The 25,802-nt window shown below is 38.1% G+C and carries 23 protein-coding genes and 1 pseudogene; 11 read left to right on the top strand and 13 right to left on the bottom strand.

The genetic code is table 11. From position 1 onward, the window contains the following. The first annotated feature begins 1,433 nt into the window (after window positions 1–1,433). The 3 genes from hppD to ACP69Y_RS07315 all read left to right on the top strand — a co-directional run bounded on the left by hppD (window position 1,434) and on the right by ACP69Y_RS07315 (window position 5,328). A complete protein-coding gene (hppD, locus tag ACP69Y_RS07305; protein WP_425917467.1) occupies window positions 1,434–2,495 on the top strand; it encodes a 4-hydroxyphenylpyruvate dioxygenase in 1,062 nt (353 codons plus the stop codon). Window positions 2,496–2,689: 194 nt separating this feature from the next. Continuing rightward, entirely contained in the window at window positions 2,690–4,090 is a 1,401-nt protein-coding gene (locus ACP69Y_RS07310) for an amino acid permease (protein ID WP_425917469.1), read from the top strand. 32 nt (window positions 4,091–4,122) lie between these two features. Further along, the gene (locus ACP69Y_RS07315) at window positions 4,123–5,328 is read left to right on the top strand and encodes an aromatic amino acid transaminase (RefSeq protein ID WP_425917471.1); all 1,206 of its coding nucleotides are present in this window, start codon (window positions 4,123–4,125) and stop codon (window positions 5,326–5,328) included. A 54-nt stretch (window positions 5,329–5,382) separates the two neighbouring features. Here ACP69Y_RS07315 and ACP69Y_RS07320 read toward each other — a convergent pair whose 3' ends face one another. After that, complete coding sequence (locus ACP69Y_RS07320) at window positions 5,383–6,498, bottom strand: S-(hydroxymethyl)glutathione dehydrogenase/class III alcohol dehydrogenase (RefSeq protein WP_425917473.1); 1,116 nt, start codon at window positions 6,496–6,498, stop codon at window positions 5,383–5,385. A 122-nt stretch (window positions 6,499–6,620) separates the two neighbouring features. Between ACP69Y_RS07320 and ACP69Y_RS07325 the strand changes: the two genes are divergently transcribed. The 3 genes and pseudogenes from ACP69Y_RS07325 (at window position 6,621) to ACP69Y_RS07335 (ending at window position 9,640) form a co-directional block, all read left to right on the top strand. Further along, window positions 6,621–8,174 carry a phospholipase D family protein gene (locus ACP69Y_RS07325; RefSeq protein ID WP_425917475.1) on the top strand — a complete coding sequence of 518 codons (1,554 nt, stop codon included), beginning with the start codon at window positions 6,621–6,623 and terminating at the stop codon, window positions 8,172–8,174. A gap of 261 nt (window positions 8,175–8,435) precedes the next feature. Continuing rightward, complete coding sequence (locus ACP69Y_RS07330; RefSeq protein WP_425917477.1) at window positions 8,436–8,873, top strand: hypothetical protein; 438 nt, start codon at window positions 8,436–8,438, stop codon at window positions 8,871–8,873. Between the two features lie 254 nt (window positions 8,874–9,127). Continuing rightward, window positions 9,128–9,640: pseudogene (locus ACP69Y_RS07335) on the top strand (pyridoxamine 5'-phosphate oxidase family protein). Here the strand turns inward: ACP69Y_RS07335 and ACP69Y_RS07340 are convergent. Both ACP69Y_RS07340 and ACP69Y_RS07345 read right to left on the bottom strand, forming a co-directional pair. Next, complete coding sequence (locus tag ACP69Y_RS07340) at window positions 9,635–10,228, bottom strand: uracil-DNA glycosylase family protein (protein ID WP_425917479.1); 594 nt, start codon at window positions 10,226–10,228, stop codon at window positions 9,635–9,637. The pseudogene ACP69Y_RS07335 and the gene ACP69Y_RS07340 sit on opposite strands and share 6 nt — an antisense overlap. A gap of 30 nt (window positions 10,229–10,258) precedes the next feature. Continuing rightward, window positions 10,259–10,969, bottom strand: a complete 711-nt coding sequence (locus tag ACP69Y_RS07345; protein ID WP_425917481.1) for an SGNH/GDSL hydrolase family protein — start codon at window positions 10,967–10,969, stop codon at window positions 10,259–10,261. Between the two features lie 731 nt (window positions 10,970–11,700). Between ACP69Y_RS07345 and ACP69Y_RS07350 the strand changes: the two genes are divergently transcribed. Then, on the top strand, window positions 11,701–12,012 hold the full coding sequence (locus ACP69Y_RS07350; protein WP_425917483.1) for a hypothetical protein: 312 nt from the start codon (window positions 11,701–11,703) through the stop codon (window positions 12,010–12,012). Window positions 12,013–12,173: 161 nt separating this feature from the next. Here the strand turns inward: ACP69Y_RS07350 and ACP69Y_RS07355 are convergent, their stop codons facing one another. The 4 genes from ACP69Y_RS07355 to ACP69Y_RS07370 form a co-directional block, all read right to left on the bottom strand. Continuing rightward, on the bottom strand, window positions 12,174–12,917 hold the full coding sequence (locus tag ACP69Y_RS07355) for an SDR family oxidoreductase (protein WP_425917484.1): 744 nt from the start codon (window positions 12,915–12,917) through the stop codon (window positions 12,174–12,176). A 28-nt stretch (window positions 12,918–12,945) separates the two neighbouring features. Continuing rightward, window positions 12,946–13,644: a histidine phosphatase family protein gene (locus ACP69Y_RS07360; RefSeq protein ID WP_425917486.1), complete on the bottom strand. Its 699-nt coding sequence runs from the start codon at window positions 13,642–13,644 to the stop codon at window positions 12,946–12,948. Next, the gene (locus tag ACP69Y_RS07365; RefSeq protein ID WP_425917488.1) at window positions 13,641–14,768 is read right to left on the bottom strand and encodes a phosphotransferase family protein; all 1,128 of its coding nucleotides are present in this window, start codon (window positions 14,766–14,768) and stop codon (window positions 13,641–13,643) included. The genes ACP69Y_RS07360 and ACP69Y_RS07365 overlap by 4 nt, the downstream gene beginning before the upstream one ends. A 130-nt stretch (window positions 14,769–14,898) precedes the next feature. Next, the gene (locus ACP69Y_RS07370; protein WP_425917490.1) at window positions 14,899–16,137 is read right to left on the bottom strand and encodes an acyl-CoA dehydrogenase family protein; all 1,239 of its coding nucleotides are present in this window, start codon (window positions 16,135–16,137) and stop codon (window positions 14,899–14,901) included. A 94-nt stretch (window positions 16,138–16,231) separates the two neighbouring features. Between ACP69Y_RS07370 and ACP69Y_RS07375 the strand changes: the two genes are divergently transcribed. Both ACP69Y_RS07375 and ACP69Y_RS07380 read left to right on the top strand, forming a co-directional pair. Beyond that, a complete protein-coding gene (locus ACP69Y_RS07375) occupies window positions 16,232–17,161 on the top strand; it encodes a LysR family transcriptional regulator (RefSeq protein WP_425917492.1) in 930 nt (309 codons plus the stop codon). Window positions 17,162–17,296: 135 nt separating this feature from the next. Further along, on the top strand, window positions 17,297–17,848 hold the full coding sequence (locus ACP69Y_RS07380) for a thermonuclease family protein (RefSeq protein WP_425917494.1): 552 nt from the start codon (window positions 17,297–17,299) through the stop codon (window positions 17,846–17,848). Between the two features lie 85 nt (window positions 17,849–17,933). Here ACP69Y_RS07380 and ACP69Y_RS07385 read toward each other — a convergent pair whose 3' ends face one another. The 6 genes from ACP69Y_RS07385 to ACP69Y_RS07410 form a co-directional block, all read right to left on the bottom strand. Continuing rightward, window positions 17,934–19,394 carry a PLP-dependent aminotransferase family protein gene (locus ACP69Y_RS07385; protein ID WP_425917496.1) on the bottom strand — a complete coding sequence of 487 codons (1,461 nt, stop codon included), beginning with the start codon at window positions 19,392–19,394 and terminating at the stop codon, window positions 17,934–17,936. Between the two features lie 255 nt (window positions 19,395–19,649). After that, complete coding sequence (locus ACP69Y_RS07390) at window positions 19,650–20,471, bottom strand: hypothetical protein (RefSeq protein ID WP_425917498.1); 822 nt, start codon at window positions 20,469–20,471, stop codon at window positions 19,650–19,652. A gap of 137 nt (window positions 20,472–20,608) precedes the next feature. Further along, window positions 20,609–20,719 carry a DUF2474 domain-containing protein gene (locus ACP69Y_RS07395; RefSeq protein ID WP_425917500.1) on the bottom strand — a complete coding sequence of 37 codons (111 nt, stop codon included), beginning with the start codon at window positions 20,717–20,719 and terminating at the stop codon, window positions 20,609–20,611. Window positions 20,720–20,728: 9 nt separating this feature from the next. Next, window positions 20,729–21,733, bottom strand: a complete 1,005-nt coding sequence (cydB, locus tag ACP69Y_RS07400) for a cytochrome d ubiquinol oxidase subunit II (protein ID WP_425917502.1) — start codon at window positions 21,731–21,733, stop codon at window positions 20,729–20,731. Next, window positions 21,730–23,169 (bottom strand): cytochrome ubiquinol oxidase subunit I, encoded by a 1,440-nt coding sequence (locus tag ACP69Y_RS07405; protein ID WP_425917504.1) that lies wholly within the window; start codon window positions 23,167–23,169, stop codon window positions 21,730–21,732. The genes cydB and ACP69Y_RS07405 overlap by 4 nt, the downstream gene beginning before the upstream one ends. A 264-nt stretch (window positions 23,170–23,433) precedes the next feature. After that, window positions 23,434–23,868: a DUF2946 domain-containing protein gene (locus ACP69Y_RS07410; protein ID WP_425917506.1), complete on the bottom strand. Its 435-nt coding sequence runs from the start codon at window positions 23,866–23,868 to the stop codon at window positions 23,434–23,436. 253 nt (window positions 23,869–24,121) lie between these two features. On the opposite strand from ACP69Y_RS07410, the gene ACP69Y_RS07415 reads away from it, so the two are divergent. Continuing rightward, window positions 24,122–24,562, top strand: coding sequence for a MarR family winged helix-turn-helix transcriptional regulator (locus tag ACP69Y_RS07415; RefSeq protein ID WP_425917508.1), 441 nt, complete (start codon window positions 24,122–24,124; stop codon window positions 24,560–24,562). Next, the gene (locus ACP69Y_RS07420; protein ID WP_425917510.1) at window positions 24,559–25,764 is read left to right on the top strand and encodes an MFS transporter; all 1,206 of its coding nucleotides are present in this window, start codon (window positions 24,559–24,561) and stop codon (window positions 25,762–25,764) included. The genes ACP69Y_RS07415 and ACP69Y_RS07420 overlap by 4 nt, the downstream gene beginning before the upstream one ends. Window positions 25,765–25,802: the final 38 nt, after the last annotated feature.

Below are 25,802 nucleotides of genomic sequence, written 5' to 3' on the forward strand. Positions count from 1 at the left end.
CTTGCCCGAACGCGTTCAGGCAATTATCTAAATTGCCAAAAATAATAACGTGCGTTTGAGAGGAGTGGTTGCTTTAACATCTTTATTTCTTCAAAAAAGTATGTGTCTTAAAATTAAAATACGCTGTATTCATCAATTTGACAATAGTTTTATACAAAATAAAAATACATAAATCAGTCAACTTTTATTTATATATTGCTTAAAAACACTCCAGGAGAATGAAATTTAATTTATTTAAAAATACCTTGAAATGTATTCCAACTTAATTTTCCTACCGCGTGCTATGCCACTGAAGTAAGTCTATATTTCCATCAAATTTTCTTTATTTTTTTAATGTGCAAAAAGTCTGAATACCTTTGCTTACGCGTGTTTAAGGTTTTTTCTGTTTTATGCATAATGTTGAGGGTTTTATGATTCAACAGGCATGTGTAATACCTCAACGCTGCTTAAAGCTCCTTACCAAAATAATTTTCCAAGAGAGCGATTTCCCCCTCTTTTTGCCTCAAGTGTTGAGCAAAATTTTAGTTTTATAAGTTTTAATTTGAATGCTGTAAATAATCTTAAAAAACCAATCCTAGATTGAGTAAAGTCGAATGAATAAATTTATATCGGCAATTACATATTCGATGAAAAAAACTCTAAATTCCGATCACTTGGTTAATTAATAGTGAATAATTGAAAGCCTCTTTATTGGTAATCAATCCATCTGTACCTAAGCTTGATTTTGTAACGGCTAGATGAGTTAGAAAGTTATATAGATATGAGTATAGAGAACTATTTAGCACAAACTTTTTTCTAGATATTGGGCGGCGATAAGGGCTGTACATGACCGACGCTCTATCGAAAATGTAAAATCACCAATCCATTTTCGGCTTTATAGATATAACTCAACAACTTTTTAAGGATCTGATGGCTTAATTATTAATCTTTGAGGGTTTATCTGGGACAAAACATGCGTTTTTAATTACCACTGTACTTCACACTTCTCTTTCTACCACTCCTAAATATTTAGTTAATCCACTGATAAATAAAAAATAATTTTTATTGTTTTTAATTTTAAAGTTTAAGGGAATGTTTAGAGTTACAAAAAAAAACAATTAATGGATCAGATTATATTGCTATACACTCAAAACAATATTTTATAAATATCATTACTTTATGTTATATATAAACTTTACAATCTTTGAAATTACGAAATACGTAATTTAATTATGTATTGAATAATAAAAAAGCCTCAGTATGATGTGAAAATAAATCTATTTTATCGTATAAGGTCTTGTTCTCCAGCTGCAAACACCACGATAAATAAAGTATGAGACAAACGGATTTGTCATAAAAATTGAACTGATTGATATGATTTTTTTCGTTTGTTTAGAAAGTAAATACGTTAAAAAACAGGCAATAGGATTGCTTTTAAAAAATGAGGATGTTGTATGAATAAGCTAGCAAACCCTTTAGAACTTTGTGGATTTGAATTTATTGAATTCGTATCTAAAGATGGAGATCTAGATGAAATTTTTCAAACGATCGGTTTTAGCAAAGTTGCAAAGCATAAATCTAAAAATGTGTATTTATGGCGTCAAGGCAACATCAATATCATTCTCAATTATCAACCAGAATCTTATGCAGCATTTTTTTTCAAAGAGCATGGACCTTCTGCATGTGCAATGGGCTTTAGAACCAAAGACGCAGCCAAAGCCTTTAATAAAGCCCTTGAATTAGGCGCAGAACCGATTTATTCAAAAATTGGCCCAATGGAACTGAATATCCCTGCTATTAAAGGGATTGGTGGCTCGCCTATTTTCCTGGTCGATCGTGATATTTATCAAAGTGATTTTATTTTCTTTAATGATGTCAATTCACATCCGGTGGGAACCGGGTTAAAAGAAATCGACCATTTAACCCATAATGTATACAAAGGCCGGATGCAATACTGGTCAGATTTTTATGGAAAAATCTTTAATTTTCAGGAAATTCGGTATTTTGATATTAAAGGTGAATATACCGGTTTAACCTCTAAAGCCCTCACCGCGCCTGATGGAAAAATCCGTATTCCACTGAATGAAGATTCCGACAAGGGTAATGGTCAAATTGCCGAATTTTTAAGTGATTTTAATGGCGAAGGAATTCAGCATATTGCCTTTATTACCGATGATCTGATTGGCACTTGGGATAAATTAAAGGCCTTGGGCGCCAAATTTATGACACCGCCACCAAACACTTATTACGAAATGCTGCAAGATCGTTTGCCCAATCATGGTGAACCGACCGATGAACTGCAAAAGCGTGGCATTCTGCTAGATGGCAATACACAAAATGAAGACAAGCGTTTGTTATTGCAAATCTTCTCGGAAAATATGCTGGGTCCCGTGTTCTTTGAGTTTATTCAACGTAAAGATGATGACGGTTTTGGTGAAGGTAACTTCAAGGCCTTGTTTGAATCGATTGAACGTGACCAGATTAAACGTGGTGTATTGGATATCTCAAAAGCCTAATCTCAATTTAAACATTTAAGTTGTCATTATTTTCTGTGCATATATTTTTGTATATGCATGGAAAAGGTGTGTTTTGTTTAAATGATTTTAATAATATTTCTGATACTGCTCTGATGATTGCATAAAATAAGAATTAGAAATGATCGCAATCATCTCGATATAGAGCACTATCTCAGCACGGATGAAGATAGAAAATGCAGCAAATTGAACAAGGAAACCTAAAAAAAGGTTTAAGTAATCGTCACATCCAGCTAATTGCACTGGGTGGCTCGATCGGTACCGGACTCTTTCTCGGTATTGCACAAACCATTAAGCTTGCGGGTCCATCGGTAATTTTAGGTTATGCCATAGCCGGACTGATTGCTTTTTTAATGATGCGCCAATTGGGTGAAATGATTGTAGAAGAACCCGTCAGCGGTTCGTTTAGTCATTTTGCTTATAAATACTGGGGTAAATTTGCCGGCTTTATGTCGGGATGGAATTACTGGGTATTGAATATTTTGGTCTGCATGGCAGAACTCAGTGCGATTGGTCTTTATATTCATTATTGGTGGCCGGAAATTCCGACTTGGGTTTCCGCACTGGGATTCTTTATTTTCATTAATCTGATTAATCTTTTACATGTCAAATTGTTTGGTGAAATGGAATTTTGGTTAGCCATTATTAAAGTTCTGGCCATTATTGCAATGATTGCTTTTGGTAGCTATTTACTGGCAAGTGGCAGTGGTGGCACACAATCGAGTCTGCAAAATTTATGGGAATTAGGCGGCTTCTTCCCAAATGGTGTCATGGGATTGGTCATGGCAATGGCGATGATCATGTTTGCATTTGGTGGTATTGAATTGGTCGGTATTGCGGCTGCAGAAACGGATAATCCGCAAAAGACCTTACCGAAAGCCATCAACCAGATTGTCTATCGTGTCCTGTTATTTTATATCTTAAGTCTGGTGATTATTTTATCACTGTATCCTTGGAATCAAATGGCACAAGGCGGAAGTCCTTTTGTGCTGATCTTTGACTCGCTGGGCAGTCAAACGGTTGCGACGATTTTAAATTTTGTAGTGCTGACTGCGGCTGTTTCTGTATATAACAGTACCAATTATTGTACCAGCCGTATGTTGTTAGGCTTGGCTCAACAAGGAAATGCGCCTAAAATTTTAAGTAAAATTAACTCTCGTGGCATTCCAGTCAATGCGGTGATGGTTTCGGCATTTTTTACTTTAATGTGTGTACTGGTCAATTACTTATTTCCTGAAAAAGCGTTTAGCCTGCTGATGATGCTGGTGGTTGCAGCGATTGTAATTAACTGGGTGGTCATTTCATATACACATTTGAAATTCAAAAAACATATGATCGCCATGAATGCACCAACGCAATTTCCAAGCATTGCATACCCTTTTACAAATTATGTCTGCATTATCTTTATGTGCGGTATTTTACTGATTATGAGCCAAACCCCAGATATGCGCATTGCGGTCCTGATGATTCCCGTTTGGATTGCGGTACTGTCGATTGCCTATTTCTTTAAAAATAAGAAAATAACGGACCCTCAATTGGCATTAAAAGATAAAATGCGTTCTGTTCCGAAGGCTTGATTTGTTTACTCTATATAACGAAGGATGTATTCATGTTTCAACATGTTGATACTTATGCAGGTGATCCGATTCTTTCTCTGATGGAAGAGTTTGGAAAAGACCAACGCTCTCATAAAGTTAATCTAAGTATTGGCTTGTACTACAATGAAGACAATATTGTTCCTCAACTCAATGCCGTTAAAGCGGCTTATAAAAATATTGAAGCGACCAATGATCAGGTCAAGCTCTATTTACCTATGGATGGTTTGAAGTCTTATAATCAGGCTACTCAAGCGCTCGTTTTAGGTCAAGAGAGCCAAGCACGTCGTGACGGTCGTGCTGTGACCATTCAGACTTTGGGTGGTTCTGGTGCACTGAAAGTCGGTGCAGATTTCTTAAAAAAATATTTTCCTGAATCTGATGTTTGGGTCAGCCAACCGACTTGGGAAAATCATATTGCCATCTTTAATGGTGCTGGTCTGCACACACATTTTTATCCATATTTTGATGCAACAACCAATGGTGTCGATGTGCCAGCGATGCTGGAAAAACTGAACCAACTTCCTGCTAAAAGTATTGTGCTGTTACATCCTTGTTGTCACAACCCGACAGGTGCAGATTTAACGCCTGCTGAATGGGATCAAGTGATTGAAGTATTACAGAAACAGGATCTGATTCCATTTTTGGATATTGCCTATCAAGGTTTTGGTCAAGGCCTGGAACAAGATGCTTATGCCATTCGTGCTTTAGATCAAGCCGGGATGAATTTCATTGTCAGCAATTCATTCTCTAAAATTTTCTCGCTTTATGGCGAACGTATCGGTGGTTTAACTTTTGTCTGTGATGATCAAGCCACTGCACAAAAAGTAGTGGGGCAATTAAAGGCAACTGTACGTCGCATTTACTCAAGCCCTCCAACCACAGGTGCCATGTTGGTGGATAATGTTCTAAATGATGCTGATCTGAATGCACAATGGGAAGCTGAACTGAACGAAATGCGCGAACGTATTATTAAAATGCGTCAAATTCTGAATGAAAAATTAAGCCAAGCTTTGCCTGAACGTGACTTTAGTTATCTGGTCAAACAACAAGGCATGTTTAGCTACACAGGCTTGACGGCTGAACAGGTTGATATCCTAAAAGATCAATATGCTATCTATCTGGTGCGTAGTGGTCGTATGTGTGCTGCCGGTTTGAACTTGAATAATATTGATTATGTGGCAGATTCAATTGCAGAAGTGATTAAGGCAACTGCTTAAACAAGCTGATATAAAAAACGGGCGATATGCCCGTTTTTTTTATTTTGTAGAAGATTAATCTTTAAAATGTACCACTGTACGAATTGATTTACCTTCATGCATCAAATCAAAGGCTTCATTGATTTTGTCTAGTCCCATGGTATGCGTTACGAAAGGTTCAAGTTGAATCTCGCCTTTCATTGCATCTTCTACCATGCCCGGAAGTTGTGAACGACCTTTCACGCCACCAAATGCAGTGCCTTTCCAGGTACGACCGGTGACTAACTGGAATGGACGAGTCGAGATTTCCTGACCCGCACCGGCTACACCAATAATCACGGATTGTCCCCAACCTCGGTGTGCACATTCAAGCGCAGAACGCATGACATTGACGTTGCCGATACATTCAAACGAATGATCTACGCCCCAACCGGTCATTTCAACAATCACTTCTTGAATGGGTTTGTCATAATCTTTAGGATTTAAGAAATCTGTCGCACCGAATTCTTTCGCGAGTTCGAATTTTTCCGGATTGGTATCGACCACAATAATCCGACCTGCTTTGGCTTGGCGGGCACCTTGCACAACCGCAAGACCAATACCGCCTAAACCAAACACGGCAACCGAGTCGCCTGCTTGAACTTTTGCAGTGTTATGTACCGCACCAATTCCTGTGGTTACACCGCAACCCAGTAAGCACACATGTTCAGGATTGGCTTCCGGATTAATTTTCGCCAAAGACACTTCTGCAACCACGGTATATTCACTAAAGGTTGAACAGCCCATGTAGTGATAAATCGGCTGACCGTTATAAGAAAACCGTGTTGTTCCATCCGGCATTAGACCTTTACCTTGGGTTGCACGGACAGCGACACACAGGTTGGTTTTTCCAGATTTACAGAACAAACACTCGCCACATTCAGCGGTATAAAGTGGAATCACATGGTCACCCGGTTTCACACTGGTCACGCCTTCGCCTACTTCTACCACAATGCCTGCACCTTCATGCCCTAATACCGCAGGGAAAACACCTTCCGGATCATCACCAGATAAAGTAAAGGCGTCGGTATGACATACGCCGGTATGGGTGATTCTCACCAAAACTTCACCTGCTTTGGGTGGAGCAACGTCAATCTCAACAATTTCGAGGGGTTGACCCGGCCCAAATGCAACAGCAGCACGTGATTTCATGAATTGATCATCCTTTATTAGGTTCTTTAACAGATGAGCTACAGTAACCGCTTTTTATTGTCCGATTCAACCTTTAACATGATGATAATATGTACTTATAACTTTATGACTTCATAATAATTATGCAGATTAGACAATCTATTCATGCTGTCTTGTTTTCTTTTACAGTCATCATACTGACAGGATGCAGTTTGCCGATGAATGAATCAAAAAAGCAATCTCCTATTCATGTTCATGCTGAACACTGGTTAAATGGTTCTAACGTTGATACACAAATGGCACAAGGTCTCACTGCTTATCTGACTTTGGACGATGCCTTTATCAGTATTGCTTCACGACTTCATCTCATTAATAAAGCGCAACATAATCTCGATTTGCAGTATTACATTTGGGAAGATGATTCGATTGGACATCTGATGCTGGCGGAGCTTTTAAAAGCCGCAGATCGTGGGGTGAAAGTTCGCTTATTGATTGATGACCAGAACGGAACCAACCTGGATTTCACCTTAAAACAACTGGAGAAACATCCAAATTTTGAAATCAAAATTTTTAATCCTTACAAATTCAGAAAGTTGCGCGTGATTGATTATGTATTTCGTCTAAAGAACATTAACCACCGTATGCATAACAAGCTGATTATTGCAGATGGGGCTATAGCTGTAACAGGTGGGCGTAATATCAGCCGTGAATACTTTGATGCAAGTGAAAATTTCCAGTTTACCGATATGGATATTTTGTTCTATGGAAATGCAGTCAAAAATGCCAATCAAGTTTTTCAGGATTTCTGGAATGATGATTTAAGCTATTCAGTCCAACAACTGCTGGGTGATGCTACTCAAGAGCAACTTTCCAAATTACGCAAATATTACCAACTGACGGCTTTACAAAAAAATCAGCTCAAAAAACGGATTGAATTGGCCGAAAAACAAATCAATCAGCACTTAAAAGACCGTCCTATCAACTGGGCAAAAGCACATTTTGTCGCAGACTCACCAGATAAAATTCGTGGAGAAGCATTCGATGATCAACTGATTTATCGTCAGATGTTGAATATCATGGGTGAACCGAAACAGCATCTTGAGCTGGTTTCCGCCTATTTTGTACCGACCCGCAAAGGCACAGAGTATTTAACCAAGCTGGCGAAGAACAATGTTGAGGTTCGAGTACTGACCAATTCATTCATGGCCAATGATGTTCCCTTGGTACATGCTTTTTATAAACAATATCGTCATGATCTGCTGCAAGGCGGGATCAAACTTTATGAGTTCAAACCTTATATTGAACGGCATAAACGTACCTGGTATGAAGTAGTCACAGGTAATGTCATTCCAGCCAAAAATAAAAATGCCTCTAGCTTGCATGCAAAATTTTTTGATATCGACGGCATGGTGTTTATTGGTTCATTTAACTTTGACCCACGTTCAGCCAATTTAAACACTGAAGTTGGATTGGTGGTTGAATCAGATGCACTTCAAGATCAGATTTCAACCTCACTGGATCAATATTTACCGCAAATTGCTTATGAGTTAAAACTCAACCCGCAAGGTGAAGTGACTTGGCTCGATCATCAAAAAGATGGCTCGACAGTTGAATATAGCCAAGACCCTGACAGTACGAAATTCCAACGTTTTGCCATGAAAGCAGTGTCTTATTTACCTATTGAATGGATGATGTAATGACAAGTTAATGACATTCAAATACAGAAAGACTTTCACTTCCAGTGGCCTCTTGATATGTACAAATATTGTGGATTCTTTAAATCAAGAGGACTGGGAACTTATTTAATTAACATTATTGTGATGACTTATACAAGATCGCATGCCATTTATACATATTTTAGATCAATCAGCACAATGGTTTTACTCATTTCCTGATTTGATTTAACATTGCCTTTTTCGAGTTTTTAACTCACATTCTCCCTATCGTGATCATCTGTAATGCAATTTTTTGATTTAAGTCGTCAATTTAATTTGATTGATATTTTAACGCCCTACAAAACCCTGAATGAACTTGGACAACAAGAATGGTTTTTAGCTAAAGTTCGTGTGGAGTATGACTGCTTATCTGATTCTGAAATTGTTGAAGGTCAGGCTGTTTTGAAATCCAGTGAAAATATTCAACTGGAATTGGAATGGCTAATTCAGGATACCGGTGCGGAATTGCAGGTTTTATTTAAAGGTATTGAAACTGAAGCCAATGAAGGAACCTTGCTCTTGGTTAAAGGCGCTCTAATTATAGATGCTGAACAAAAGAAAGTTTCTGCACAGGCTTTAAGTCTATGGATTGATGGCACATTACTACCCATGCTACCAAATATCCGCCGTGGAATTAAAGCCCGTTTAAATTTATGGGACTATGTTGAATATGATGGATAAAGCTTGTGTTTTATTCAGGATCTTTAAAAATCATAATTTTTATGATTTTCAATAGCTTTCGATAATATATCAAAAACTTTTTTATCAATCCATGTGTCGTTTTATTGACATTGTGGAGTATGTTGTTTGGATATCGTTCATTTAATTTTTCAAACTAAATATTGGTACGAATGACCAGTCAGATCGCTAAAACTGTATTCAAATTTACTTCATATTATTGAATACTATTAAAAATAATAAAAAGGAAAATCAAAATGAATAATCAGGAATGGCAGTATATTCGCAAAGTGGTGAATGACGCTCAAAAAGCTGCAATGCACTGCTCTATTGCCACAGTAGATGCACAGGTGCAGCCGACCATCACGCCTATTGGCACTTTATTTCTTAGAGAAAACCAAACCGGTGGTTTCTTTACCAGTGCTGTCTTTGACAGTTATGTTGAATCTTTTAAAGAAAATTTGTCTTAGAATAATAAAGCCTGTATTCAAGCCATTAATAGCGGTCGATTATTTTGGTTAAAATCTCTATTGAAAGCTGAGTTTAGTGATTATCCGGGTGTGCGGCTATATGTCGAAATTGGGGAACTTCGCCCTGCCAATCATGAAGAATTAACTCAAATTGCACAGCGTATTCAAAGTCTGAAATGGAGCAAAGGTAGTCAATTCATTTGGTCTGATTTTACCCATGTCAGGAATTTTAGCGTGCAGTCTTTTAGATGGGTAAAATATCCTAAAATGATGCCTTTTAATCAACAAACTTACTTATAGTAAGCCTGTTTCTTTAAATAACTGACTATAGGCTTCGGCTTTCTTTTCTACTGCTAAAGGATAAGCTCTTGAAGATGAAGGCATGCGATATAAAGTTAATTCACGATTTGCGAAATTAGCTTGAGAAGACTGTCCAATTTGCGGTTTTTCAGTATGCTCTGGCATAGAAAGCATTAAAGTATCTGTCGCTTTATCGCCTGTGGTCATAATGCTGTGACACTCCGGAATCTGCTGTAGCAGTTTGGCTAAATCAGTCGGTTTGGCTATTTTCAGGAATTTATCCGAGGCATTGCCTTTTAAGCGCACAATTTGATACGCCGTATCAAAAATTGCAATGCCTTTTTCAGTTAGAAAATCTCGGATTTGTTGTTCCTTAAAATTTTTATTCTCGAGATCTAAAAAGTGTTCTTTATTCTGAAAGAAAACCAAACCAAAAATTTTCCACATATCATTTTGATAGTTTGGATAATAAAACTCCATTTTCCAGCGGCTTTTAGGCGGTGGAAAGCTGCCCATCATGAGCAACTTGGCATTTTTTGGTAGAAATGGCTTAAGTGGATGAGTTTCAATTTGCAGTTCAGTGCTCATAACAGCCCATTTATCAATCTTTAGCTTAATTTAAAACATTTGACGAATTTTATCTGACATTTGTTGTCCCCAAAGTGTATAGATTTCCTTACCAGGATGAAAACCATCCTCTGCCATTTCTAAATTAAGCATTTTAAATCGTTCCAAATCATACTCGATCAATTGCATATTGACTTGCTGCTGCACAAATTTCCCAAGAGTTTTATTCATGCCTTTGGCATATTGCCCAAATAACCATGCCAAGGGATTGGGTAAAGCTGGGAATCTATTCATTGGCGGTACGCTAGAGGCAATAATCAATTCAGGCGTAAATTTCTGATTAATTTCTGCATAAAGTTGTTGCTGTTTTTTACTCCAGTTTTTAGGTGGCGTCAGTTTGGTAATGTCATTTACTCCTACAGAGGTAATGACGACATCAAAATGTTGAGTCGACATACTTTTGGCAGTTTTCATCACTTGTCCGGTGGTATGCCCTGTTTTTGCTTCGAGCCTATAACTGATTTCGTATTGATCTTTTAATTGATTCAACACGGCACCCAGTAAAGCATCCTCCTGAATTTCCACCCCCACACCTGCTGCCGCAGAATCACCTAAAATTAAAATAGACAATGGTTTTCCTGTTCCGATAATCCCCTGACGATTTCCGTCCGGTTCTGGTAAGCGTAAGGTATTTCTTTTGACTGCATTCCCTTGAATAATCAGTGATGGAATGAGGGCGATAGTCGAAATTTTTAAAAACATAACGGATACAAGTCGCGGCAATATTCTGAGCAATATACGATTTTAGCTTTTTAAAATCATTGACTCAATGTATGTAGGGATAGAAATTCAAACAATATCATGGTTTTAAAACATGAAATATCATCTTATTTTACGGCATTGCTATATTACATCACAGCAATTTTATTTGATGGTCAATTTTATTTGATGATCAGTAATATGCTCAATTGCTCAATACCTCTAAAGCTTTAGATATTTAAGTTAAACAAGGAAAATTCTCAGCCCTTCTGACTATTTTCGTTTTCCTCATCCTGAATTCTAAAAATTCTTTAATGAAGAATTTATCTTCTAGATAGAGGCTGATGTTTTGAATCAGCGTGATGCTTAAAAACAGTATTACTTGTTTCCAGTTTGCGTGGAGCATATTTGGTATTACAAAACGCTAAACGTATCAGAGCATGATCACTTTAATGATTGGACTTTAATAAGTCGTTACTGTTACATCTGAGGCGAGACTTCTATTCGGTAAATATCTTCTTTCAATTCTTTGTAAAATTCAGCTTTATCTATTTAGAATAAAAAAATTAGCTTTTCAGTAAGTTAATAAAAATTAATTCATAAAAAAGCTAAATGACTACATTTTTTGGAATAAATTGTCTACGTTTCACACGGGATTCATATTAAAGTGATTCCAATAATTTAAATACGAAACTCTTATAATTTTATTATTGACTTAGTCAAGAGTAATCAATATGGACTATTGGAATAGTGTCTTTTTAATTGCAATAATTGCAATAGTTGGTCTTACGGTTATCACATTAATAGTAGGCTGTAAAATTTGGAAAAACCTTATAGTTACGCTCATAATTGCTACCCTGATCAGCTTTCTCGTTTTATGTGCGATTAGTTTTTTGTGGAAACAAGGTATTTATATACCCTGGAGCAACAACAATCTCTGGAATGAGGTATTGACTGCTGAAATGGGACTCATGAGTTTTGTTGTAGGTGGGGTGAGTACCTTTATTATGATGTTAGGAATTCTGATTTCTAAAAATAATAGATAATTGTGTCGCTTGGTGCGATCTTATAACTGCTCTTTTAGATGGTTTCCGTATCTGCTAAATATAAATCAGTGTCTTATAAATATATTATTTTTATCGACATAAGCCCTTAACGTTTATTAAAAAATAAAAGGCGCATTCAGCGCCTTCAATTCATTAGATCCTTAACCCAACTTATTTATCCACTTTAAAGGCAATACTTTCATCGCCAAACCCAGTGGCAACCAAGGCCATTGTGGAACATAAGCTTTGACTGGTGCTTTTTCAATGGCTTTCACCAGTAAATGCGAGCCTGTTTTTTCATCCACTTCAAAAGGTAATTTCTTCGCGCCTTCATTCAGTTCGGTACGAATATAACCCGGGAATATGGTGGTGACTTTAATGGGGGTATCCATCAGCTCTGCACGGATACCTTCAGCCAAATGTGCAACCCCTGCCTTGCTTGCACCGTACGCCGTTAAATGTTTAGGCATACCACGCATCGCACTCATAGAGGAAATCATCACCAGATGACCTGAATTTTGCGCACGGAAAATTTCGACGGCTGCCTCACATTGCGCTAAAGCGGAAATAAAATTGGTTTCTACCGTGGCACGGTTAACTTCAAAATTCCCCTTACCAATACGACGACCTTCCCCTACACCTGCGTTTACGATCACGCGGTCAATTGTGCCAAAATCCGCTTTGAAAGCTTTGAACACTTCAAAGACTTGATCGTAATTGGTAACATCCAAAGTTTTTGCAATCACTTGGATGCCATATTGGTTTTCAAGTTCTTGTTTTAGAGTTTCAAGACGTTCCAAACGACGTGTGCAAATGGCAAGGTTATAGCCCTTTTGTGCAAATTCACGTGCCATACCTGCACCAATTCCCGAACTTGCTCCGGTAATTAAAATTGTTTTTGCCATGATCTATTCCTTTCCTATTTTTTTAATATTAAATCCATGTCAGTAATTGAGAATCTGCTGCTTTAATAAAATGATGCTCATTTAAACTCAGTAATTGCGGCTCGTTTCCAACCAAACGTAATGTAGTCATACTGGTGTTGGCAATCGCCCAATTCAGTGCAAAAGTACGATTTGCATTAAGTTCGAGTAATTTGCCAGCAGCCACTGAAATTACCCCACCCGAGGTAAACACCACGGCATAACGGGGTTTGGTTTTTGCCAGTTCATCACTTAAGTTTTGTAGTGCAGTTTCTACACGGTTTTTAAAATTTGGCCAAGATTCGTCATATTCATGGTGATAGTCACCCCCAGTCCAGCGTTCAATGGCACCTTCAAAAATTTTGGCTAAATAGGTACGTGGATTGGCTTCATTTTCGACATCCTGTTTTAACAAATGCGGTTCATTAAAACGCGGTTCATACTGGGCAAAAACCTGTTGATGGTTGAACTCATTCCAGGCATTGTTAGTGATGATAGGGGTATCAGGAAAACATTCAGCCAAGGCAAGATTGGCGGTTTGTTGATGGCGCTGCATCGAACCGGCAATGACATAAGGTTCTTCTTTCAGAATCTGATTAAAATACTGACCCAATAATTTTGCCTGTAATTCGCCATTCGGTGAAAGTTTGTCATAGCTTTCCGCACCAAAGGACGCCTGGCCGTGACGAATCAGATAAATTGTGGTCATTTTACTTTTCCTAAAATTTCCTGAAGTTTTGCTTTATACTTTTGCGCAATATTATTGGCTTCGAACTTTTGCTTACCAATCAATTTTAATGCACGAATATGTAAGGCATGAATCACGATCCAAAAATCCTTAAATGCGGGATTATTAGTTTGTTGATGATAATAACGATAATAAATTTGTTGCGCTATAACAGCTAAACGGAAGATGCCAAAAACTTCATAAAAGATCCAGTTTTCAGTTTGCATATCCATTTTTTTTAAATAGTAATCGACTACTTGTTTACGGGTAAACATGCCTTTTAAATGAGTAGGCTGACGACGTGTCGATTTAAAAATCATATTGTCAGTCTCTTCGACCCAGTAAGCCAAAGCTGACCCCAAATCCATCAATGGATCGCCCAAAGTCGCCATTTCCCAGTCCAACACGCCAATCACTTCAGTGGGATTGTTCGGATCTAAAATCACATTATCAAAACGCCAGTCATTATGAATAATGCAGGTATTGGTATCGTCAGGAATATTTTCCAATAACCATTTACGCACAAACTTGAATGAAGGGACGTTGAGGGTATGTGCTTTCTCAAACCGCGCATCCCAGCCTTCAACCTGACGACGACAATAACCGTCGCCCTTACCTAGTTTTTCAAGTTCAGTGCCTTGATATGGTACTTGATGCAATTCAATTAATTTATCAATCACATTGACACAAAGTTTATTTATTTCAGCTTCACCAAACTCTAATTCAGGTGGTAATTTTGCCCGTGGGATAATGCCTTTAATACGTTTCATCACATAAAAGTCACAACCAATCACCGATTCATCCTGACACAACGCAACCATTTCCGGCAGTACAGAATAGAAAGGTGAAAGATGATGCTGCACATGATATTCACGTGCCATGTCATGGGCCGATTTGGCTTTGGTGCCTTTAGGTGGACGACGCAAAATCAAATCGGCATTGTCATATTTCAAACGGTAAGTCCAGTTTGATGCACCCCCTGAATATTGGGTGACAGCTGCCTGACCATGTAGATCAATACCTTGTTGTTTAAGCCAATTTCCTACAGCGACCACGTCCAGTTCTTCACCTTCACGGACATTTCCACCGACATCAATCACTGACATGATTATTTCCCTAAATCATCAATTTCAGAAGACTTCTTACTCTCCTTATTTACACCTTTTTCATTTTCCATTGATAGGAAAATTTGCATGAAGTTGTAAGAAGTCTCATCTACAGGCTATTTTTTAAATCTTATTTACGACCTGAACCATAACCATGTTTTGCCAGTTCAAGTTTGGCAATCATGCCTTTATGCACTTCATCTGGACCATCGGCCAAACGTAGGCTACGTGCTTGGGCAAAGAAACCTGTCAGTGGCGTATCACGTGAAACCCCTGCACCGCCGTGAATTTGAATTGCCATATCCACCACTTTTTCCAGCACACTTGGCGCAACCACTTTAATCGCAGAAATTTCAGTCAAAGCAGCCATATTGCCTAAAGTATCCATTTTATAAGCGGCATACAATGTTAAAAGTCGGGCTTGATCAATGGCAACTCGGGCATCAGCAACGCGTTCCAAGTTACCGCCTAATTTTAAAATTTCTTTACCAAAAGCAGTTCGACTCATGCCACGATCAATCATTAACTCTAATGATTTTTCCGCAGCCCCAATACAACGCATGCAATGATGAATTCGACCTGGGCCTAAACGACCTTGAGCAATTTCAAAACCTTGCCCAGCACCCCCAATAAAGTTGGCAATTGGGACACGAACATTATTGAAACTGATCTCGCCGTGACCATGGGGTGCATCATAATCACCAAACACCGGCAACATGCGTTCAATTTTCACACCTGGATTATCAATAGGCACTAAAACCATAGAGTGTTGATGATGTCGGTCTTTGTTTTCATTTGGTGTATGTGCCATAAAAATGATGATTTTTGCATTGGGATCGCCTAAACCTGACGACCACCATTTACGACCATTCAAAATAACTTCATCATTCTCAATGACCGCCGTGGCCTGCATATTGGTTGCATCACTAGAAGCTACATTTGGTTCAGTCATACAAAATACAGAACGTATTTTCCCTTCAAGTAATGGCATTAACCATTGCTGTTTTTGCTGCTCATTACCATAACGCCATAACATTTCCATGTTGCCACTATCAGGTGCATTACAGTTAAATACGGTGGGTGCAATTAAACTGCGTCCTGTCAGTTCAGCAATATGAGCATATTCCTGTACAGATAAACCTTGTCCTAATACAGGATCAGGCAGAAACATGTTCCAAAGCCCCGCTGCTTTGGCTTTACTTTTTAGGACTTCGATTTGCGCGGGCCATTGCCATGTTGTCCAGTCACTGCCCTGATTTAATTCATGAACATCATTCCAAAACTCTGTTTCAACAGGTTCAATTTCATTTTTGATAAAAGCTTTGGTGCGTTCTATAAAATCTTGTGCACGTGCTGATAATTCAAACATGGTAACTTCCCTCTAAATATTGTCATCACTGCTCTTTACAACACCTTAGCTTGAAAACTATTATGAATAAAATGATTTAATTCAATAGAAGACTATGAACAGTATTCATAATAAAAGTGCGATTGGTAGTACTGTTGATATGGCAATTTTCCACCGTATTGATATTAATTTATATCCACTTTTTATTGCGATTTATGAGCAAAAAAGTATTTCTAAAGCTGCACAAATTTTATGTATCAGCCAATCTGCGGCCAGTCATGCCTTACAACGGCTAAGGCAGCATTTGCAGGACGATTTATTTGTACGTGCAGGCAGTAAAATGTTACCTACACCGTTTGCTGAACAAATTTATCCTGTGATTAAAAATGCCTTGATTGCAATTCAAGTTATTTCAATACAAAAACAAAATTTTGATTCGAGCATGGTTCAAACTTTGAAAATTGCAGTGCATGATGAAATTGAGCCTATTATTTTTCCTAAATTGGTCGAGCATTTTCATCAACTTAATTTAGCCATTCAGTTTTCCAGTATTAAGCTAGACCGTAAAAATGTGGTTACCGATCTTGCTACTCAGCAAATAGATTTTGTGATTGATTTAGAACAAAACTTTGGGGGAAAAATTCAATTTGAAAAACTGCTGCAAGACCAATTTATGGTGTGTACTCAACAGCAAAGCATGACCGAAGAAATTTATCTGGACTCACCGCATATTGGTGTTTCATCACGACGAACTGGGGTTTTGGTTGAAGATATTTATTTGAATCGAAAACAACTTTCCCGTCATATTTTTTTACGTTGTCAACATTATTCAACTGCCCTACAGATTTTAAGTCAACAATCTCAAGCTATTCTTACCATTCCTAAACATATATTGGTTCATTTACAATTGGCAGAGGGTTTGAATGTTTTTGATGTTCCAGTTGAATTGCCTAATCTTGTTATGGGGATGTATTGGCATAAGGATCGTGAATTAAATTCGCGACATAAATTTTTACGAAGTGAAATTTCTAAAATTTTCGCTTAGGCTATTTTTTATAGTACAAAATGAAACACTGACTGTTTAGCTTTTAAGCCGTACAGACTCTGGCTTTCACCTACAATGATCCATCTCCTAGCTGTGTCTATATATAGCTAATTTTTAAGGATTTGGATTATAACTTTGTTGCATCTCTCCCCTACCTGGCAAATTGTGCTGGGACTATTAGCCTTATGTTTTTCCTATTATTTGCTGCATAAAATCACCATTTATTTAAAGGATTTATTTCAGCCGTTTAAGAAAGGCAAAAAATACTGGTGTCGTGTCAATGCAGTGAGCGACGGCGATACCCTTACCTGCTACCGTTTCAATATAAGACGTTCTGAAACCAAATTACGCTTTGCTTATGTGGATGCACCTGAATCTAGTCAAAGCTATGGCAAGGAATCCCAGCGCTTGGTCCAAAGCATGGTAAAAAATAAAATGGTTCGGGTAAAAATTACCGATATCGACCGTTATGGACGCTGTGTCGGTGTGGTATATCGCTATCGCAAGAATATTAATGAAGAGATTGTTAAACGCGGTGCTGCATGGGTATATGAAGAATATATCAAGGATAAAACTCATTTACGCTATATGTTGGATTTGCAAAATAAAGCAAAAAAACAAAAAAAGGGTTTATGGAAAAGTTCCCGTCCTGTACGCCCGAGTGTTTATCGTAAACAGGGCAAATAATATTTTTATAAATTCGAATATTAAGATAGGTGCATTTAAAGCTAATTTTTAAAATTTAAATGCATCTCAATATTAAAATAAATACTTATGCTAGACGCGCCAATTCATTTTGTATGAGCTGGCGTAATTGTTTCATACATAATTTAATTTCAGTGTCGTTAAGTGAACTAAACCCCAGTACAAAACCATATTCATTATCATATTCATAAAATTGGCTTAGACGGGTAATGGCAATATTATGTAGCTCTGCACCATTTACCAAAGCTTGTTCAAGTGTATGCGGAATCTCGGACTTAAAATAACATGCGACTTGCATAACAGGGTGCTGCTCTTTTACAAAGCAAAATTCAGATAAATAGCATTCAAAACTCGTCATAAAAGTTTGATAACGTTTTAGATAGAGTTGCTGCATTTGTCTTAAATATTCAGCGTAATAGCCGCGTTGCATAAAATTTCCAAGCAAAACCTGAAAATATTGGGACGGCGCACTGCCATCAATATAATTGCGATAACGCTTAAAAGGCTCAATTAAGGCTTTTGGCAAAATCAAATAAGAGAGTCGTAAACTGGGTAAAATATATTTACTGAAAGAGCCAAGATAAATCGTCCGTTGATAAGGATCTAAACCTAAAATGGCAGTATTTCCCGTTTTATTTAATAACAGTGCATCATAATCATCTTCAAGAATATAACTATTATTTTTTTCTGCGTATTCAATAATTTGCTTTTTTCGTGTTGCACTCATTTGAATGCCACTTGGATATTGGTTCGCTGGCGTGACGTAAATTGCTTTTGCATCATGAATATCCAGACAGTCCTGTATTTTTAAACCTTCATGATCTAGGCCAATACATTTTAAATCCAAATTCATATGCTTAAAAAGTTGATAGGCATTGGAATAATATGGATTCTCCATAATAATTTTATCATTCGGATTAAATAATACTCGTCCACATAGATATAAGGCTTGCTGGGTACTATTCACAATAAGCACTTGTTCTGCAGATATTTGGGCATTACGATTCAAATTAATGTGTTGGGCAATTTGCTGACATAATAAATCATCACCAGCAGCATTATCTTTTAAGAAGATATTTAAACCATACTGGCTTAACGCATTTTTTTCTATTTCGTACCATTTTTTAAATGGGAAATTGCGTATTTCGGGCATACCGTCAGCAAAAAAATTCAGGTTTTGATCAAAGAATAAATTCTCTAATTGTTCGGTATTTTCTGGAAGTCGATATTCAACCGTTTCAGATGGTAGCTGTTCTACTTTTACTTGCGCTTTAATAAAAGTGCCTTTCCCTTTGATTCGCTCAAATATCCCTTCTTGTTCTAATTGGGCATAAACTTTTTCAATGGTGTCACGTGATACACCTAAGTGTTCGGATAAAAATCGTGTGGATGGGCATTTAAAATTAGACTGCAGATGTAATTGTGGCAAGGTTTCTTTAATGGCTAAATATATTTTGGTTCTTAACTTATTTTCATTATTCTGGGCAAGATTTTGATTTAATAACTGGATAAATTCATTTTGTTTCATTTCACAACCTGCACGCATCCAAATTATTTAGACAACAATTAAAAATACCTTATCGAAACAAGGCATTATCTTCAAAAAAATTTAATATCAAGAGTGAATTATCTTTTGAGCTTGTCCCTTTGCTGCTTCAGCCAGCTTCTTCTGATGTGAAGGCATATACTCTGGCTCATTGGTCACTGCCAGGGAAAAAAAATCCAAGGAACATGCAGCCTAACAGCAAACTAATTCCCACCACTGAATATGGGAAAAGTTTTTTTAGCTTCGTTCATGAGCATACCTCAATTTTGATTCAAGATTGTTTTTAAAGATGGTTTCGGTAAATTCACCAAAAACAGATAATTTTTCAAAAAGATGTTCGCTGTACATCAAATCGTCAATCAAATGCGCTGCATCGTTTAATTTCATGTGAAACTGACGACTGACCAAAGGTGCATTTTCATTTGCGATGTCTTGACAAACTCGTGCTAATTCGGGAGTCTTTCTTTTCCAGAATAGTTTTTTAAAATCAATTTCTGTCAAATTAAACTGTTTTTGCTCCGGTAATATCTCATCAATCTGAACCTGGAATAGACTTGCTAACTTTTGTTTGGCAGCAGAATCCAGTCCACTCTGCCCGACTATAGTCATCTGCTGACAAGCAGGATCAAGTAAGGCTTTGGCTAAAGCATACATTCTAAATTCAGCCGCATTAAATTCTGTTGGCACCAAATCCAGACATAGATTCATTTCAGTAATAGATTGCTGATTTTTCAGTTCTAACGCATCAAGACGAAAATAATGGGCATAGACCTGTTCAACAATATTCTGTCTGGGTGCGATATAAATCGTATTTTGATTCAGGACGGCGTAAATAAAAGGTGTAAATAAATAGCTTAGGCTATTTTTCAAAGTCGAGCTTTGAATGATGTAATTATGGGATGATTGATTGCTGCGTGATCGGACAGCTAGGCTTTGCTGAAGAATCACATCAAATTCGTCAATGGATTGGATTTCCAGTCTTTGCAAAATTTTTTCTGAACCAATTTGATTCACTTCGAAAAAATCTAAAATAAATTGGAAGTTTAGGCTTCGCAGCATGATCGCCTCGGACAATACGCGCTATAAAATGAATAAACATAATATAGAACTTAAATCAGGATAAAGTGGTCTGCTATACAGGCAAAAAGTGGTCTGTTTTTAGCAAACCACTTTTTAAAATAACTTTAAGTTGTTGATTAGATATAGGCCAATTGAATCAAGAGCCTGAATGCACCAGCTACCAGAGCCAAAGTGAAAAATCCACCAAGCCACAAAACAATAAACCACTGGGTTTGTGAGAGTTTCATATTTACTCCTTAATGATAGCCTTTATCACCAATCCGGACTTTATCGCGGAATACCCAATAGGATAATGCTGTATACATCAGAATAATTGGAATCAGCAGTAGCGCACCAATTAAGGTAAATAACTGACTACTTTCTGGAGCGGCTGCCTCCCAGATGGTAACGGATGGCGGGATGATATAAGGCCACAAACTAATAAGAAAGCCGGTATAAGCCAAAATTACCAAAGCTAGAGTATAGATAAACGGACTAAGTTCTTTGCGCTGTTTACAGGCGCGTAAAGCCAGAAAGGTAAACACTAAAACCAGAATCGGGACAGGACTAAAATAGGTTAGTTGCGGTTGACTGAACCAGCGTTCAGCAATTTCAGGATGAGCTAAAGGCGTATAAATACTAACGCAACCAAAAATAATGAATAAGGCAATAATCATCTTCGGCATGATTTGGTATATTCGACTTTGCAAGTCGGCTTCTGTTTTAAAGATGAGCCAGCCACAGCCCAAGGTGGCATAAAGCACCACTACACCTATACCTGTGAAGATTGAAAATGGCGTTAACCAGTCCAAACCACCACCGGTATATATTCCATTGGTGGTTTTAATCCCTTGAATATACGCACCCAGAATAATGCCCTGTAAAAATCCGGTTAAAATGGAGCCGCCAATAAAGGCCATATCCCAAAGATGTCGGTTACGTCTGGATTTAAAACGGAATTCGAAAGCTACTCCGCGGAAAATAAGCGCCACCACCATCAGAATAATAGGCAAATACAGTGCAGAAAGTACCGTTGAATAAACCAGGGGAAATGCAGCAAATAACCCTGCCCCTCCCAATACCATCCAGGTTTCATTGCCATCCCATACTGGAGCAACAGTATTCATCATCACATCACGTTCTTGTTGCCCTTTAAAGAAAGGAAATAAGATACCAATGCCTAAGTCAAAACCATCCAGGACCACATAAATCAGTACGCCAACAGCAATAATTACAATCCAGATAAAAGATAAATCAATCATTTGTCATTCTCCTGGTGATTGTCGAGAGACGGACCATCCAGCTCTTCATCGGTACTGCCCAATGGACGATGCGAGGCTTGAATAACTTTTTCTTCGCTATGTGGTATTGAATGGACAAATTCTGGACCTTTATGCATGATTCGTAACATGTAATAAATGCCAATACCAAAGACCACGCAATACACCACTACAAAAATAATCAGGGTTAATCCGACTTGTTCTGCAGATACCGGGGATAAGGCATCTTTAGTCCGCATGACACCATAAACGACCCAAGGTTGACGTCCCACCTCTGTAGTAAACCAGCCAGCCAACATTGCGATAAAGCCGGAGGGTCCCATAATCAGTGCAAAACGGTGAAACCATGGACTTTCATAGAACCGGCCAGTTTTCCTGAGCCATAAACCGATTAACGCTAATAACAGCATCAACACGCCCAGACCAACCATGATCCGGAAGCTCCAAAACACAATGGTAGAATTTGGCCGATCTTCAGGTGCAAATTCTTTCAAGCCCTGAACTTTACCCTCCATGGAGTGGGTTAAAATCAGGCTTCCCACATTTGGAATACCTATTGCATATTTGGTTTGTTCTGCCTGCATATCTGGAATACCAAATAAATACAAAGGCATGCCTTCATTATGATTGGTTTCCCAGTGCCCTTCTATCGCAGCGATTTTTGCGGGCTGGTACTTTAAGGTATTAATGCCATGCAGATCTCCAATCAGAACCTGTAAGGGTGTAAGCGCCAAAATCATCCATAAGGCCATGGAAAATGACGTTTTTACCAACGCATCACGGCGACCTTTGATTAAATGCCATGCTGCTGTGCTGGCAACCAGCAAGGCTGACACCAAGAATGCAGCCATTGCCATATGCGCCAGACGGTATGGAAAAGAGGGATTAAAAACTATCGCCAGCCAGTCTTGTGGAACGATAATGCCATTTTCAATGCTAAAACCTTGTGGGGTCTGCATCCAGCTATTTGACGATAAAATCCAGAACATGGAAATACAGGTTCCCACTGCCACCATGACGGTGGCAAAGAAATGTGCCCGAGGACCCACACGCCCCCAGCCAAACAGCATAATGCCCAGAAATCCGGCTTCCAGGAAAAAGGCACTCAGTACCTCATAGGCTAAAAGCGGTCCTGTAACACTGCCTGAGACACGTGAAAATTCACTCCAGTTGGTTCCGAACTGGTAACTCATGACCACGCCTGAAACCACACCCATACCAAAGGCGATGGCAAAGATTTTGACCCAAAACTTAAACAGGTCTTGATATACCGGATTTTGGGTTCTGAGCCAGCGCCATTCTAAAACAGCAAGGAAGCTTGCAAGACCAATAGAAATTGCAGGAAAAATAATATGAAACGATACGGTGAACGCAAATTGAATTCGTGCCAGTTCAAGTGCGGTTAATCCTAGATTCATAACATCACCTTTTTTAATTCGTTGATATGGTGAGTGAACACGCAGATACACAATCGCGTTATTTTGTTGTTTTGACCTGTTTCAGCATACGCTCGAAACTTCAGCAAAGTATGTTGATTTATTATTTCAGCATTATTTAAAGGACTTAAAATTTGGGCACAGGCTGTCTTTTTCCTCATATACGAAGGAAAGAAATAAATATTCATGGGAATCTCTATAAAAATGGTTTATTAGTTTCATGTCTAAAACATGGCATCCAATTTTTTATAGAGATAAAGGTGGAGCTCGACCCTGCAGTATTAAAAACAGCCGTTGTAGCTCAAAATAAACGTGTTTAAAGCGCTGTACAAATACCAAAAAACGTACCTGTATCCGGTCTATCACTGTTTTAATAGCAGAATCAGGGTACAAAACCAGGTCGGAATATACTTTGCAATATTGACATTGATGATTATGTGCATGATGTATAGGTTCATGCTGATAAGAAAAATAATGACGTAAAAATTCTAAATGATGTTTTGTTTCACGAACTGGTTTAGAAGTATCGACCTGATCAGATGAAGGTGCAATTAAATGATGGGTCATTAACTGACAGACCGGATTAATATGATATTTTTCCGGTAGCAATGGCTGTAAATATACAGCAATCTGTAAAAGCACAATTGCAAAAGCAAGCAGCAACCCACTACGTAGAAGCAAAATTCAATCTCAAACTATGTTCGCTTGGCGATTCATTAGAAGCATTTAAAGGTAGGATTTAAATTCCATACACTTCACTTCAACTTCTATCTCCCTTTCTAGTTTATAAAAAAGTATTTTCAAAGTGGTCTGAATCTATTTAAGTCATTGGTCTTTTTTTGTCTAGAAAACCTACTTTCAACCTGCCTAATACTTGAACAATCTTATAAAGAGGCGTAAAGTTGAATTAATTTAGTTACCCTGGCTAACTATAATGTCACCTCAACTTAAATTTCGAGCTTCATTATTACGCTGCGCGCGTCTCATGAGTGATGAAATCAATACCATTTTATTGCCCCATCAATTGAATTATTCCTTGTGGCAAGTGCTGTATGTGATTCAGTTAAAACAAGGCTGCACCTCTATCGACATTGCGGAGTATCTAAATGTCTCCAAGCCGTCCATTGCAAAACGTATTCATGCACTGATGCAACTAGAAGTGCTTGAACAAGTCGATACTGAAGATAAACGGCAAAAGAAACTGATCCTGAGTCAAAAAGGTAGACAACTTTTTCAAATTTGCTCTGAAAAAATGGATGTGTTTGAACAGCAACTGCTATTGCCACTAGATCAAGATATGCAAAAAATTACCCTGACTACCCTTCATACACTTATGGACCATCTGCAAGATCTTAAATCAGGTATACGGCCATGAATGAAAATGCCCCCTTATGGTCAAGAAATTTTATTCTTGTCAGCGCTATTAACTTTCAACTGGTATTGACCTTTTATCTGCTTGTGGTGGTGATTGTCGGTTATGCCGTAGCTGAACTCGGTGCAACCACGGCACAAGCAGGTCTAGTCTCGGGTTTATTTATTGTCGGTACGCTAATTGGCCGTTTGTTTGTAGGCAAATTTCTGGAACGCTTTGGAGGTAAAACTACACTGATTGTCGGTTTAACCGGCTTCCTGATCTTTTCCGGCTTCTATTTTATGAAGTTTGATGTCGGCATGCTCTTGCTTGTTCGATTTATGCATGGTTTTATGATGGGTATGGTCTCCACTGTTTTAGGCACCATTATTGCGCAAATATTGCCGCCAACTCGTCGCGGTGAAGGCATTGGTTACTATAGCATGAGCAGTACTTTGGGAACGGCGATTGGTCCTTTCCTCGCCATCTGGATGATGCTGCACATTGGTTATGATTCCATTTTTATTGTTTCAAGCATTGTCGCAGTGAGTTGTCTTGTAGTGGCTCTGCTGATTCAAGTACCTAATCTTGCGCAACAGAACAACCTGCTTGATATTTCTGTGCCCGCTGAAAAACCCAGCTGGATTTCCCAATTTATTGAATACAAAGCACTGCCAATTTCTTTTGTTATGCTATTGGCATCTGTTTGCTATTCAGGTGTGTTGTCCTTTATCAACTTTTATGCCAAAGAAATTGATCTGGTTGAAACCGCCTCCTTTTTCTTCTTGATGTATGCCATTGCAATCTTGATATCGCGTCCGTTTACCGGTCCATTGCTGGATCGTAAGGGTGAAAATATCATTATGTATCCTGCTTTTATTATTATGGCAATTGCCATGATTTTATTAAGTCAGGTACAAAGTTCGTTTATGCTTCTGGTTTGTGCAGGCTTACTGGGTTTTGGTTATGGCAATATTCAATCTGTTTGCCAAACTGTTGCGGTAAAAAGTGCCAGTATTGAGCGAATGGGTTTTGCGACCTCAACCTTCTTTATTTTTCTCGATGCAGGATTAGGTTTTGGTCCTTATTTCATTGGTCACGCACTGGATTATATTGATTATTCACAACTGTATTTCTACAGCGCAATGTGTGTTTTAGTCTGTATTGTAGTTTACTATCTATTGCATGGTCGCAAGGCAAGCAAACGCCGATGCATCTCAGCTTAAAAACAAACATCTAAAAATAGCGCTGATAGAAAGTCTCC

It is taken from the genome of Acinetobacter sp. TSRC1-2 (genome assembly GCF_049895885.1).
Taxonomy (GTDB): Bacteria; Pseudomonadota; Gammaproteobacteria; order Pseudomonadales; family Moraxellaceae; genus Acinetobacter.

Bases quoted from the DNA above. Each gene is read 5' to 3' on its own strand.
- hppD (WP_425917467.1), top strand. From the start codon at position 1,434: ATGAATAAGCTAGCAAACCCTTTAGAACTTTGTGGATTTGAATTTATT.
- ACP69Y_RS07310 (WP_425917469.1), top strand. From the start codon at position 2,690: ATGCAGCAAATTGAACAAGGAAACCTAAAAAAAGGTTTAAGTAATCGT.
- ACP69Y_RS07315 (WP_425917471.1), top strand. From the start codon at position 4,123: ATGTTTCAACATGTTGATACTTATGCAGGTGATCCGATTCTTTCTCTG.
- ACP69Y_RS07320 (WP_425917473.1), bottom strand. From the start codon at position 6,498: ATGAAATCACGTGCTGCTGTTGCATTTGGGCCGGGTCAACCCCTCGAA.
- ACP69Y_RS07325 (WP_425917475.1), top strand. From the start codon at position 6,621: ATGCAGATTAGACAATCTATTCATGCTGTCTTGTTTTCTTTTACAGTC.
- ACP69Y_RS07330 (WP_425917477.1), top strand. From the start codon at position 8,436: ATGCAATTTTTTGATTTAAGTCGTCAATTTAATTTGATTGATATTTTA.
- ACP69Y_RS07340 (WP_425917479.1), bottom strand. From the start codon at position 10,228: ATGAGCACTGAACTGCAAATTGAAACTCATCCACTTAAGCCATTTCTA.
- ACP69Y_RS07345 (WP_425917481.1), bottom strand. From the start codon at position 10,969: ATGTTTTTAAAAATTTCGACTATCGCCCTCATTCCATCACTGATTATT.
- ACP69Y_RS07350 (WP_425917483.1), top strand. From the start codon at position 11,701: ATGGACTATTGGAATAGTGTCTTTTTAATTGCAATAATTGCAATAGTT.
- ACP69Y_RS07355 (WP_425917484.1), bottom strand. From the start codon at position 12,917: ATGGCAAAAACAATTTTAATTACCGGAGCAAGTTCGGGAATTGGTGCA.
- ACP69Y_RS07360 (WP_425917486.1), bottom strand. From the start codon at position 13,644: ATGACCACAATTTATCTGATTCGTCACGGCCAGGCGTCCTTTGGTGCG.
- ACP69Y_RS07365 (WP_425917488.1), bottom strand. From the start codon at position 14,768: ATGTCAGTGATTGATGTCGGTGGAAATGTCCGTGAAGGTGAAGAACTG.
- ACP69Y_RS07370 (WP_425917490.1), bottom strand. From the start codon at position 16,137: ATGTTTGAATTATCAGCACGTGCACAAGATTTTATAGAACGCACCAAA.
- ACP69Y_RS07375 (WP_425917492.1), top strand. From the start codon at position 16,232: ATGAACAGTATTCATAATAAAAGTGCGATTGGTAGTACTGTTGATATG.
- ACP69Y_RS07385 (WP_425917496.1), bottom strand. From the start codon at position 19,394: ATGAAACAAAATGAATTTATCCAGTTATTAAATCAAAATCTTGCCCAG.
- ACP69Y_RS07390 (WP_425917498.1), bottom strand. From the start codon at position 20,471: ATGCTGCGAAGCCTAAACTTCCAATTTATTTTAGATTTTTTCGAAGTG.
- ACP69Y_RS07395 (WP_425917500.1), bottom strand. From the start codon at position 20,719: ATGAAACTCTCACAAACCCAGTGGTTTATTGTTTTGTGGCTTGGTGGA.
- cydB (WP_425917502.1), bottom strand. From the start codon at position 21,733: ATGATTGATTTATCTTTTATCTGGATTGTAATTATTGCTGTTGGCGTA.
- ACP69Y_RS07405 (WP_425917504.1), bottom strand. From the start codon at position 23,169: ATGAATCTAGGATTAACCGCACTTGAACTGGCACGAATTCAATTTGCG.
- ACP69Y_RS07415 (WP_425917508.1), top strand. From the start codon at position 24,122: ATGTCACCTCAACTTAAATTTCGAGCTTCATTATTACGCTGCGCGCGT.
- ACP69Y_RS07420 (WP_425917510.1), top strand. From the start codon at position 24,559: ATGAATGAAAATGCCCCCTTATGGTCAAGAAATTTTATTCTTGTCAGC.